Raw genomic sequence first — 12,012 nt, 5'->3', positions numbered from 1 at the left:
GTGCAAAAATAGAGATTTTTACTTTGTAACAAAAATTGATTTTAAAGTATTTCTAAAAATAGCTTTCATAGCTAAAAATCAAGGCTTTCAATATTCAATTCTTTAGGTATTCAGTGCATATTTGCGTAACTTTGCACCGTAATTTTTTACATCCCAAATTGAATTTTATCCCACTAATATGTCAGAAGAAACAGCAGAAATTGTAACCCCAAAATTGGACGGTTACGGGGCAGATAGTATTCAGGTACTTGAAGGCCTCGAAGCAGTTAGAAAAAGACCGGCAATGTATATAGGCGATGTTGGCACCAAAGGTTTTCACCACCTGGTTTACGAGGTGGTTGATAATTCTATAGACGAAGCGTTGGCTGGCTATTGTTCGAATATTATTGTTACTATTAATGAAGACAACTCAGTTACCGTTTCAGATGACGGTCGCGGAATTCCTACGGGGATTATGAAGAAAGAAGGGAGAAGCGCGCTGGAAGTGGTAATGACGGTATTACATGCAGGCGGAAAATTCGACAAAAACACATATAAAGTAAGTGGTGGTTTGCACGGCGTGGGCGTAAGCTGCGTAAACGCGCTTAGTACTGAGTTTCATGTAACGGTTAACCGAGACGGCAAAGTTTTCGAACAGGAATATATTAAGGGAATTCCACAATATTCTGTAAGAGAAATTGGAACAAGTGATAAAACCGGAACCATCATTCGTTTTTTGCCGGATCCTTCTATCTTTATTGTTTCTGTATTTAACCGTGAAATTCTGGAAGGCCGGTTAAGAGAGCTGGCTTTTCTAAACAAAAGGATAAGCATAACACTTAATGATCTGAGGGACAAAAATGAAGAAGGCAAGACTTATTCCAAAACATTTTTCAGTGAAGGGGGCATAGTAGAATTTGTAAGATTGATTGATAAGAATGGAAATCGTCAGCCTTTACTGCCTTCTGTCATTTATTGCGATGGGTATGATGAATCCAGCAATGTAACTGTTGAAGTGGCTCTTATTTATAATACAGGCTACCAGGAACATTTATTTAGTTATGTGAATAATATTAATACTATTGAAGGTGGCACCCATGTATCCGGATTCAGGCGCTCCATTACCCGCGTTTTCAAAAGCTATGGCGAAAAGGAAGGAATGTTTGAAAAAGCAAAAGTGGAAATTGAAGGCGACGATTTCAGGGAAGGCCTTACGGCCGTTATTTCAGTAAAAGTTCCGGAACCTCAATTTGAAGGTCAGACAAAAACAAAGTTGGGAAACAACGAAGTAATGGGCGTAGTTGATTCTACTTTGAGCAAAGTGCTTACTGCTTACCTTGAGGAAAATCCCAAAGATGCCAAAACCATTATCCAGAAAGTTATTTTGGCCGCACAGGCAAGAGCTGCCGCCAAAAAAGCGAGGGAAATGGTGCAGCGGAAAAGCGTGCTCACAGGAGGCGGCTTACCCGGAAAATTAGCGGACTGTAGTGATAAAGATCCTTTTCGTTGCGAGCTATTCCTGGTGGAGGGAGATTCGGCAGGAGGAACTGCCAAACAAGGAAGAGACAGAAGTTACCAGGCTATCCTTCCTCTTCGGGGGAAAATTTTGAACGTGGAAAAGGCAATGGAACATAAGATTTATGACAATGAAGAAATAAGAAATATGTTTACGGCTTTGGGTGTAAAGATTGGAACACCGGAAGATCCTAAAGCGCTTGATTTATCAAAGCTTCGCTATCATAAACTGATAATAATGACCGATGCAGATGTGGACGGAAGCCATATTGCGACATTGATTCTTACTTTTATTTTCCGGTATATGAAGGAATTAGTTGAACAAGGTTTTGTTTACCTGGCTCAACCGCCTCTTTATATGTTGAAAAAAGGAAAAGAACAGGCCTATGCTTTTAATGATGAAGACCGCAAGGCGTGGATTAAACAATTTGCAGAAGGAAAAGAGGATGCCGTTCATATACAACGTTACAAAGGTTTGGGAGAAATGAACAGTGAACAACTTTGGGAAACTACTATGAATCCGGCAACCCGGACTCTAAAGCAGGTAACCATAGACAATGCTATAGAAGCAGATGGCGTTTTCAGCATGCTGATGGGAGATGATGTACCGCCGAGAAGGGAATTTATAGAAAATCACGCCAAGTATGCCCGCCTTGATGTTTAATTTTTTTGAATAAATCTAAAAAGCTTCTTCAACTTTGGGGAAGCTTTTTTGTTGCCTTTCAGTCAAATTTATTTAACAGGAAACTTAATAGTTTCATTTTATCCTGATGATGTTATATTGCAGCTCAAATTTTCAAGTATTCTAAATTTTCATGAAAAAGTTTGCTGTAATACTCTTCGTCTTAACGCTGGTTACTTTTTTTACTGCAAAGGCACAGGTAGACTACCCCGTTTTTAAAAACCGGACCGTTATCAATCCCGCTGACAGCCAGCAATTGTCATTCAACCTGTACAATCTGAATTATATTAACAATACAGAATGGTTTGGAAACATTCCCCTGAGTGGCACGCTGTTTGGCTACCAACTAATTCCTGAATTAGAATACCAGGTTTCTCCAAAGCTGATGCTTAAAGCCGGTATTTATCTGCAGAAGGAATTTGGCCGGCCCGGATACACCACCATTGCTCCTACTTTTGAAGTAAAATATAAGGCAAAGCATTCTGCATTTATCATCGGCAATATCGAAGGAAATTTGAATCATGGATATATAGAACCCATTTATGATTATAAACTCATCATTAAAGAAAGGCTTGAAAACGGGTTCCAGTTTTTGGTAGATACCAAGCCTTACAATCATGATTTGTTTATAAATTGGCGAAAGGCAATTCACCCGGGCGATAAATTCAAGGAGGAGTTTGATATCGGCTATGTGGGTAACTTAAACGTTTGGGAAAAAAATAATTGGGATATTCATATTCCTGTTCAATTAATCTATTCTCACAAGGGCGGCCAGTACGATAGTTTGCATACGCCGCTTCAATCGCTTACTAATTTTGCCACCGGCGCTTCGGTTACTTATAATTTTAATAGAAAACTGTTTCAGAAAGTTGTTTTTGAAAATTATTATGTGAATTATAAAGATGTTTCAGGAGAAAAAAGGCAAGCTTTTAATGAAGGAAATGGCTTTTTGTCCCATTTATTATTCCAGTTCAAAAATGTTGGAATCGACTTCAGGTACTGGAATGCGGAAGGCTTTATCGGCCCGCGCGGAATGGCTTTGTTTCAATCTGTTTCGGAAAAATATCCGGGGCTTGTGGAGAAACACCGTGAACTGGTTATCGCCAGTTTTATTTTTGATAAAGAGATTTTCAAAAATGTTTACTTTGATTTCAGATTTATTCCCTACAAAGATTTGATAGAAAAAAGCAGCAGCGGTACCGGGCTGGAGTATTCTTACGAAATGTATTTAAAGTATTATCTGAAAGTAAATTTGAAAAAAGTAAAAAATGCGCTCGATTTTTGAGTAGTAGCGTTGTTAGGAAATATATAACGCTAAATACTTATAAATTCCTAAATTTGAAAATAATAGCCTCCAGGCTATGAATTTTAATTTAATTTTTAAACTATAAACCAACAAAGATGGCAAAAATGTTAACAGCCTATTGCATGAAAACCAAGGAAAAAAATGTTCCCATGCAGGATGCAGTAATTACTAAAACTTCCCGCGGCGGATATATGGCCCAAGGCCACGATGGGAAAGGCAACAAAATGACCACCATGCTTAGTGAAGCCAATGCATTAGAGGCTGTGAAAGATGGTGTTGCTAAAAAAGGTTGGTAATTGCTTTTAGAAAAAGCTAAAAAAGCGATATCCGTTGTACCCGACTGGTATCGCTTTTTCATTAATAGGAAAAGCCAGTAAACAAACATAAAGAGCTTTTTTTTGCAGGGTTATTTAAAAATTTTACCTGTTTCCCTCTGCTCCTCTTTATTTTTTCAAATGCAAATTCTTACCCGGTTTTAAAAAGCTTATACCAAAAACTATCCTTCGTCTTTTTTTCCGTTCCGCGAAAACAATCGCCGTTAAAAAACGCCGTATATTTTTTAATTTTGCCGATTCAATTAAAATAATGGAAACAAAAGAAGAACTTTTACCGGAAGTAGTCATAAAGTTTGCGGGAGACAGCGGCGATGGTATGCAGCTTATCGGATCACAATTCACTAATAATACGGCTCTCTTAGGCATTGACCTCTCTACCTTTCCGGATTTTCCCGCTGAGATTCGTGCACCGCAAGGCACGCTGCCGGGGGTGAGCGGGTTTCAGCTTCGCTTTTCGAGCGACAGGATTTTCACTCCGGGAGATTCATGCGATGTACTTGTTGCTATGAACGCAGCCGCATTAAAAAGTAATTTAAGTTCCATAAAAAAGAATGGAATTATCATTGCCAACATTGAAGGGTTTGACGCAAAGAATTTAAGATTAGCGAATTATCCTGAAGGAATAAACCCATTAGAAGACGGAAGCCTCGAGGGTTATCAGGTAATAAAAATGGAGGTTACAAAATTAACCAGGGAAACCTTAAAGGATTTTACGCTTGGCACCAAAGAAAAAGACAGGGCCAAGAATATGTTTGTTTTAGGATTTTTGTATTGGATGTATAACCGTACTACTGATAATACTATCTCATTTTTAAAAGAAAAATTTTCGAAAAAGCCTGATATCCTCGAAAGCAATATCAAAGTGCTGCAGGCAGGGTATAATTATGGCGATACCACCGAAACATTTACCACAAGGTATTCTGTTAAAAAGGCTGCTATGCCTCCGGGCAATTACCGTAGCATCCATGGCAACCAGGCATTAGCTTACGGATTGATTGCTGCATCTCAAAAAAGCGGATTACCACTGTTTTTAGGCTCCTACCCGATAACCCCGGCAAGTGATATTTTACATGAACTGAGCCGCCATAAAAATTTTGGCATAAAAACGTTTCAGGCCGAAGACGAAATCGCAGCCATAAGTTCAGCCATCGGCGCAAGCTATGGTGGAAGCCTTGGCGTAACTACTACAAGTGGCCCGGGTGTAGCGCTCAAATCAGAGGCAATGGGTTTGGCAGTGATGCTGGAAATTCCGTTACTAATTTGTGATATTCAAAGAGGTGGCCCTTCTACGGGTTTACCTACAAAAACTGAACAAAGCGATTTGCTACAGGTGTTTTATGGAAGAAATGGTGAAAGCCCAATGCCTGTAATTTCTGCATCCACACCCGCTGATTGTTTTTATGCGGTGTATGAAGCAGTGAGAGTGGCCGTACAGCACATGACGCCCGTGATTTTCTTAAGCGATGGATACCTGGCAAATGGATCTGAACCCTGGAGATTTCCTCAAAGTGATGAACTACCAGCTATCAAAGTAAATTTTAAAACCTCTCTTGAGGCAAATGAAGAAACTTTCCAGCCATATTTAAGAGATAGCCGGCTTGTAAGGCCATGGGCAGTGCCCGGAACTGCAGGACTCGAACATAGGGTAGGCGGTTTGGAAAAGCAAGATATTACAGGCAATGTGAGCTACGATCCTGAGAATCATGAAATGATGGTAAAAATCCGTGAGGAAAAAATAGAAAAAATTGCGGACGATATTCCTGACCAACAGATAGATAACGGTGCAGAAAAGGGAAAGATTCTCGTAATTGGATGGGGAAGTACCTATGGGGCTATCAAAAGTGCCGTAGCAGAATTAATAAAAGAGGGTTACGCGGTTTCCCATGTTCATCTCCGTTATATACGGCCTTTTCCCAAAAACCTGGGAACGATAATTAAAAACTTTGAGCAGGTTTTGATTCCGGAATTAAATAACGGGCAGCTTATCAAAATAATTCGGGATAAATACTTAGTGAATGCAAAAGGATTTAATAAAATCAAAGGGATTCCCTTCAAAAAAACCGAATTGACAGATAAAATAAAAAGTATGCTTTAATGTGTGTTTACTGTGGCTCTAAAGTCGGTTTTACAACTTTTTGATAATAAGTACATGCAGGCCGCAAACCGCAATTACCACATTTAGGCTTTCTGGCAACACAAATATAACGTCCATGCAAAATCAGCCAATGATGGGCAACATGCACCAGGTCTTTCGGAAGGTTTTTTATCAATTGCTTTTCTGTTTCCAGTGGATTTTTCGCTTTTACTAATCCTATCCGGTTTGCTACCCTGAAAACATGCGTGTCCACCGCCATGTTAGGCTGATTATCGATTACGGAGGTTATCACATTTGCCGTCTTTCTTCCTACACCAGGTAATTCCATCAGTTCATTTACACTCATTGGTATTTTACCTCCAAAATCAGACATAACTTTTTTGGCCATACCTATCAGGTGATTAGTTTTATTATTAGGATACGAAATACTTTTAATAAGCGGAAACAACTCTGCCGGAGTAGCCTTACTAAGAGATGAAATGTCCGGATAAATTTCAAAAATGACAGGCGTAGTAATGTTTACCCTTTTATCGGTGCATTGGGCAGACAGGATAACCGCCACCAACAACTGGTAAGGATTGTCATACATTAATTCAGTCTTTGCGTCAGGATTATTCTGCACAAAATAATTAATCACAAACCGGTACTTCTCTTTTCTTGTCATAAAAAAATCCCGCAATTGATGCGGGATAAAAATAATTTGAAATTTTTAATTTTGAATACTCAGGTAACAGGAACGCGCTTCTTCGAAGCATAATCCAAAATTTTATTTACGGTTTCTGGCCGTGGTGAAGAAAGCTCAATGTTATCTAAATTTTGTTCAGAAATTACTAATTTTTCGTAGCTCTCGCGCAAATCCCAGTCGGTTTGTAAGGCTATCCGAATCGTCTCAGCCTTTCTACCGGACGTTTCATTATATAGATACCGAACCAGATCTTCCGGTGTGATTTTAGTCATAAAAAAAAATGGGCTTTATTAAATTAAACATCTTATCCATCATTAAAACGTTTTTTGATCAAATCTATTGTACATAGGCTCTTATCTGATTGAAGATGAATCTAATGTGACAATATATACATCTTCGTTATCCTTCTTCATCAAAAACTTTTCCCGTGCGTACTTTTCAAGTGTTTCAGGATTAGTTTTTAATAATTGCAACTCCTTCTCTGTATTGGCAATAAGCAAAGCCATATTTTTTTGATTTTGCTTCATTTTATATAACTCCGAAGATCTGCGAATTTGAGAAGGAAGATCATTCCTGTCAAAAAACATCATCCAAATCGCAAAAGCTATGCCCGTAATTAAGTATTTGTTATAAAATATGCTACGCCATTTTTTCATAAATTATAACTGTTTGAAAGTTAAAAAAATAATTTTAAAAATCTATCAACTTTTAACATATCATTTACCAAATTTAATTTTCCCTTTCGGAAAAATTGCCGTTTCTCCAAGCATCTCTTCTATACGAAGTAGCTGATTGTATTTTGCAATCCGGTCTGTACGGCTGGCAGAGCCCGTTTTTATCTGTCCGCAATTGAGCGCTACAGCCAAGTCAGCAATCGTGGTGTCTTCAGTTTCTCCGCTTCGATGGCTCATAATAGTGTTATAGCCATTATTCTGAGCGAGTGATACCGCGTTAATTGTTTCCGTTAAAGAGCCGATTTGGTTCACTTTTACCAACAATCCATTTGCTACATGCTCTTCAATTCCTTTGTGAAGCCTTTTTACATTAGTAACAAAAAGATCATCACCCACCAGTTGAATTTTGCTGCCCAATTTTTCTGTCATAAGTTTCCATCCGGCCCAATCATCTTCTGCCATTCCATCTTCAATAGATATTATCGGATATTGCTTTACCCAGCTTTCCCAAAAATCTACCATTTTTTCAGCGCTCAATTCCTTGCCATCTGATTTATGAAAATGATACACCTTTTTTTCGGTATTATACATTTCGCTTACCGCCGGATCCATAGCAATTGCCACTTCTGTACCTGCTTTATACCCCGCTCCTTCTATGGCTTTTATTACCGTTTCTATGGCTTCTTCATTGCTCTGGATATTTGGCGCAAATCCTCCTTCATCGCCCACATTGGTACTATATCCATTCTTTTTCAAGACACTCTTTAGAGCATGAAAAATTTCTACACCCCACCGCAGCGCTTCACTAAAGGAAGAGGCACCGATGGGCATCACCATAAATTCCTGGAAATCAATTTTATTATCAGCATGCGCGCCGCCGTTCAAAATGTTCATCATGGGTATTGGGAGAATGCGGGCGTTGGTGCCGCCAACGTAACGGTAAAGAGGCAGATTAGCCTCAAGGGCGGCTGCTTTGGCCACGGCAAGACTAACCGCTAAAATTGCATTTGCCCCTAATTTGCTTTTATTTTCCGTGCCGTCAATCTCTATCATTTTAGCATCAATACCAGTTTGATCTGCCACATCCCAGCCAATCAGTTCATCTGATATCAGGCTATTTACATTTTCCACAGCCTGCAACACGCCCTTGCCACTATACACTTTTTTATCATTATCGCGAAGCTCGACTGCTTCATGAACACCAGTGCTTGCTCCTGATGGAACCGCTGCTCTTCCCAAATACTCATTTTCAGTTAAAACATCAACTTCAACAGTAGGATTTCCGCGGCTATCTAACACCTGGCGTGCATGAATACTTTCAATGTAACTCATTTTTTTACTTCTTTTTTATTCGTGATTTATTAAAAAATATTGTATGAAAACTTCAATAGATATTTGTTTTGCAACAATTTTCATTTGCAAACTTATAGTAAATCAACAAATATTAACGATTTCTATTCTACTAATTCAATTTGATTTATCGCGCAAAAACTTTTTTCAATACGTCAGTTACCCTATCAGCAGGATTTTTACGGATATTAACTTCTTCGACAGCTACATAATGAAAAATTCCTTCCAATGCTTTTTGCGTCACATAACTATTGATGTCTGCGTCCACCGGGGTTGATGAAAAACGATTATAGGCTGTGAAAACATCCTTCCAGTATTTGGCTGCATCCGTTTTTTTCAAAGATTCCTCTATGGTCGGTTTAAATGCTGTAATTAATTCGGGAGAAGTAGTCTTTCTTAAATAAGAAGTAGCTGCCGTATCGCTTCCGCGCAAAATATTCAGCGCATCGGTCACAGTCATGTTCTTAATCGCTGAAAGGAATATTGGCGCGGCCGCCTTGGAAGCATCTTCAGCAGCCCTGTTCATACTCAGTTCTGCATTATCCACCAATTTTCCCATTCCAAGCATTCTCATTTTATTTTCAATATCTCTTACCTGCTTTGGCAATAGAATTTTAACGGCTGCATCTTTAAAAAATCCATCCGGCTTTGATAGCTTATCTGAGCTTTTTTGCGCCCCCAACGAAAGAGCTTCTTTCAAACCAGAAACAATCTCTTCAGAAGACAAATTGTTTCCAGTAGAAGATTTTGAAATTAAAGAACCTGCCTTTTTGAAAATATTTCCCGGTTTGAATGTTGAATCTTTTTGACCGAACGCCGAAAAACAAAAAAAAGCTAAGCCCGCAAGAACAGCGAAATGTTTCATAGAATAATTTTTGCTTCAAAAGTAGAGCGTAATTGAGCAACCTTATAGCAGGTAAATTGTTAAATTGTTACCATAAAAAGTTACCCGCAAAAAATTATCCCGAAGCTTCCTAATAAAAGGTTAATCCCTGATTATGAGCACTCATTTTATAGATCAAAGTGGCGCGTAACTGTTTGCTTTGGTTAAATTTGTTGATTGGAATTACTTTTGCTATATTACCTAAAGATGAACATGAGGCTTTTATTAAACATTCTACTTTTAATTGCATTTCTACCATTTAGCGCCGCTGCCGCAGATGATACCACTAATATTCCCATCAGCAGGCGGATATTTCACGATAAGATTAAGGAGGAGCAAAAGCTTGCCGATAAATCTGATGGGCGCCTAGACGGGGTAATTAAAGTAAGCCCCAATCCTGATGTAAACATCCAGGTAACTGACGCCCTGATAAGAAAAATTAATGTACTGCGAAATGATATTGAAATTGACAATTCCATCCCCACTAACAATGATAAGGTAAGGTACTTGCGCTATGTGGAAGACCTTTTAAAAAGTTTCATGCTCGCATGGAAAACGCATAAAATTAATCCATCCCTTGCCCCATTGCTGGTAGATAATTTTGATGAAATTGTAAGCGCCAATATTAAAGGGGAAAATATGACGCCGCTGATTCAAGAGGTGCCTTATGAAGTAGGAGCAATCAACGCATCCATTTTTGTGGACAACCCCGGTTACCAGGAAAGTAAAGTTGCCCTGTTCAGAAAATTTTGTAAAATCAACCCGGATAAAATCCTTCAAAATCTGGGGCCTTATGTAAATCAGCCGTTTGCAGATTCGTTAATTATACAGGCGTTCAACAATAGCCCAAGCCAATTGTATACCTACGCGCAATCAAAAAATAGCCCACAGGGAAAATTAATCCAGGGCATTGATGATCCGCGTATAAAAATGGTGGTTAAGCTAAGTACGCAGCCAAGAGCACTGTTTTACTTTCCCTTTCTGGATGATCTTATCAGTGGTAAAAAAACAATTGAAGAGATTGAAAAAGTAGCAGGTACCACGGATGCAAATTATGACAGCGTAGGCTACTACCGCTTGCTCGTTAAGACAGAAATTCAATATTATGGCAGAATGATGAAAGGAGATACGCCCGTGGCAATGCTTGGCGCTAATGGCCTTTTGGATATGCTAAAAACAAAAGCGATTCAGCATTTTATTACTCCTATTAATGTCTTACACGAAAGCCCTAATCCGGCTGTACGTTTCCGGGCTTTGCAGCCGCTTAATGCGCAGGAATTATATTATATGATAGTGCTGGGCGAAAATGATATTTATACCTCAAGCTATAAATACAGCTTTGACAGGATGATTCAAAAAATGGGACCGACCCCGCATGGAGATTCTCTTTTGATTTCGCTCAATTTTGATCATTTTAAGAAGTTTATTAAAATGGCTGCGGGTTATAATAAGCTCGACGAGTTTTTAAAAACGATGCCGCAAAATTCTGATAAGCTGATGCAGGCATTTGTGGCCAAATTAGAAACTAAAAAAACTTTGGAAGATGCGGTAGATGTTGCCGATTCTTACGGAAGTATAACCAATCCGGAACTACAGAAATCGATGTTGCAAAATGTGGAATGGAATGAGCAAAGATGTATTAAGGAAGATAATGAAAGAGGAAAGAAAATTTATGGCCTTTTAAAAACCATTTTTCTTTCCGCAGATCCAAAAAATGGCGTAGATCTTTCCAAAGAAATTGGAATACCGCCTATCTATACAGTTGACTATAATTACCTCGCAGATGATTCAGGAAGAATTATAGAACAGGTATTTTTTTATGGGGATAGTGATGGCAAATCTTCATATGCAAGTTATCTCACCTCTTTTCCGCGAAGCGAATGGAGCATTACCCAGAAAAAAGAATGGATTGAAATTCGCTCAATAAAAGGCAAGCCAATTTTAATTTTTGCTAATCTTCCGCTTGACAACGAAACGGACAAAGATGCCAAGGCCCAGGCCGATTTGGTGAGCTATATGCAATCAAAAGGTTTAAGGCCCAGTATTGTAATACATCGGGGCCACAGTTATCATTTGCCTTACACAATTGAACAGCTCGCCGAAAGCGCTAAAATTATCATGCTTGGCTCATGTGGTGGCTATCAAAATCTGAAAACCATCTTAAAATATGCGCCTGAGGCTCACATCATCTCAACCAAGGAAACCGGGGCCATGAATGTAAATAAGCCGATTATTGACGCTTTGGATAATACGCTTCGCGAAGGCAAAAACATTGACTGGAGACAGATGTGGGCAGGCCTGCAGGCAAGTTTTAATCACGCTTCCCAGCAGGTTAGGGAAACTTTTGAAGATTATATCCCCCCGCAGAAAAACCTGGGTGCCTTGTTCATAAAGGCTTACAACAAGGGAGGGGGCTCCGACGATGATGAATAATTTAGAGCCAACCGGGAAACTTCCCCGCTTTAATATACAGCAGGCGAATAAAAAAATCGAATTCTTATTTTATCC

The 12,012-nt window shown here is 39.0% G+C and carries 10 protein-coding genes; 5 read left to right on the top strand and 5 right to left on the bottom strand.

What is annotated here, in order from left to right; genetic code table 11:
• The first annotated feature begins 178 nt into the window (after nucleotides 1–178).
• The 4 genes from gyrB (at nucleotide 179) to EFY79_RS15475 (ending at nucleotide 5,912) form a co-directional block, all read left to right on the top strand.
• Entirely contained in the window at nucleotides 179–2,158 is a 1,980-nt protein-coding gene (gene gyrB / locus EFY79_RS15495) for a DNA topoisomerase (ATP-hydrolyzing) subunit B (protein WP_123121633.1), read from the top strand.
• A 151-nt stretch (nucleotides 2,159–2,309) separates the two neighbouring features.
• Nucleotides 2,310–3,461, top strand: a complete 1,152-nt coding sequence (locus EFY79_RS15490) for a hypothetical protein (RefSeq protein ID WP_123121632.1) — start codon at nucleotides 2,310–2,312, stop codon at nucleotides 3,459–3,461.
• Nucleotides 3,462–3,577: 116 nt separating this feature from the next.
• Nucleotides 3,578–3,778 carry a hypothetical protein gene (locus EFY79_RS15485; RefSeq protein WP_123121631.1) on the top strand — a complete coding sequence of 67 codons (201 nt, stop codon included), beginning with the start codon at nucleotides 3,578–3,580 and terminating at the stop codon, nucleotides 3,776–3,778.
• A gap of 289 nt (nucleotides 3,779–4,067) precedes the next feature.
• Entirely contained in the window at nucleotides 4,068–5,912 is a 1,845-nt protein-coding gene (locus tag EFY79_RS15475; protein WP_123121629.1) for a 2-oxoacid:acceptor oxidoreductase subunit alpha, read from the top strand.
• Between the two features lie 7 nt (nucleotides 5,913–5,919).
• Here EFY79_RS15475 and nth read toward each other — a convergent pair whose 3' ends face one another.
• The 5 genes from nth to EFY79_RS15450 form a co-directional block, all read right to left on the bottom strand.
• Nucleotides 5,920–6,576: an endonuclease III gene (gene nth / locus EFY79_RS15470; protein WP_123121628.1), complete on the bottom strand. Its 657-nt coding sequence runs from the start codon at nucleotides 6,574–6,576 to the stop codon at nucleotides 5,920–5,922.
• A 59-nt stretch (nucleotides 6,577–6,635) separates the two neighbouring features.
• Nucleotides 6,636–6,869 (bottom strand): hypothetical protein, encoded by a 234-nt coding sequence (locus tag EFY79_RS15465; RefSeq protein WP_123121627.1) that lies wholly within the window; start codon nucleotides 6,867–6,869, stop codon nucleotides 6,636–6,638.
• 81 nt (nucleotides 6,870–6,950) lie between these two features.
• Entirely contained in the window at nucleotides 6,951–7,253 is a 303-nt protein-coding gene (locus EFY79_RS15460) for an FtsB family cell division protein (RefSeq protein ID WP_123121626.1), read from the bottom strand.
• A 60-nt stretch (nucleotides 7,254–7,313) separates the two neighbouring features.
• Entirely contained in the window at nucleotides 7,314–8,603 is a 1,290-nt protein-coding gene (eno, locus tag EFY79_RS15455) for a phosphopyruvate hydratase (protein ID WP_123121625.1), read from the bottom strand.
• Between the two features lie 145 nt (nucleotides 8,604–8,748).
• The gene (locus EFY79_RS15450) at nucleotides 8,749–9,486 is read right to left on the bottom strand and encodes a DUF4197 domain-containing protein (RefSeq protein ID WP_123121624.1); all 738 of its coding nucleotides are present in this window, start codon (nucleotides 9,484–9,486) and stop codon (nucleotides 8,749–8,751) included.
• 231 nt (nucleotides 9,487–9,717) lie between these two features.
• Here EFY79_RS15450 and EFY79_RS15445 point away from each other — a divergent pair, with 231 nt between their 5' ends.
• Nucleotides 9,718–11,937 carry a hypothetical protein gene (locus EFY79_RS15445; RefSeq protein ID WP_123121623.1) on the top strand — a complete coding sequence of 740 codons (2,220 nt, stop codon included), beginning with the start codon at nucleotides 9,718–9,720 and terminating at the stop codon, nucleotides 11,935–11,937.
• Nucleotides 11,938–12,012 lie beyond the last annotated feature (75 nt).

Source organism: Hanamia caeni, assembly GCF_003721595.1.
In the GTDB taxonomy this organism is placed as follows: domain Bacteria; phylum Bacteroidota; class Bacteroidia; order Chitinophagales; family Chitinophagaceae; genus Ginsengibacter; species Ginsengibacter caeni.
This window is presented reverse-complemented; position numbering and strand designations above follow the sequence as displayed.

Excerpts from the sequence above, each read along its gene's own strand:
- gyrB (WP_123121633.1), top strand. The coding sequence starts at position 179 with ATGTCAGAAGAAACAGCAGAAATTGTAACCCCAAAATTGGACGGTTAC.
- EFY79_RS15490 (WP_123121632.1), top strand. The coding sequence starts at position 2,310 with ATGAAAAAGTTTGCTGTAATACTCTTCGTCTTAACGCTGGTTACTTTT.
- EFY79_RS15485 (WP_123121631.1), top strand. The coding sequence starts at position 3,578 with ATGGCAAAAATGTTAACAGCCTATTGCATGAAAACCAAGGAAAAAAAT.
- EFY79_RS15475 (WP_123121629.1), top strand. The coding sequence starts at position 4,068 with ATGGAAACAAAAGAAGAACTTTTACCGGAAGTAGTCATAAAGTTTGCG.
- nth (WP_123121628.1), bottom strand. The coding sequence starts at position 6,576 with ATGACAAGAAAAGAGAAGTACCGGTTTGTGATTAATTATTTTGTGCAG.
- EFY79_RS15465 (WP_123121627.1), bottom strand. The coding sequence starts at position 6,869 with ATGACTAAAATCACACCGGAAGATCTGGTTCGGTATCTATATAATGAA.
- EFY79_RS15460 (WP_123121626.1), bottom strand. The coding sequence starts at position 7,253 with ATGAAAAAATGGCGTAGCATATTTTATAACAAATACTTAATTACGGGC.
- eno (WP_123121625.1), bottom strand. The coding sequence starts at position 8,603 with ATGAGTTACATTGAAAGTATTCATGCACGCCAGGTGTTAGATAGCCGC.
- EFY79_RS15450 (WP_123121624.1), bottom strand. The coding sequence starts at position 9,486 with ATGAAACATTTCGCTGTTCTTGCGGGCTTAGCTTTTTTTTGTTTTTCG.
- EFY79_RS15445 (WP_123121623.1), top strand. The coding sequence starts at position 9,718 with ATGAGGCTTTTATTAAACATTCTACTTTTAATTGCATTTCTACCATTT.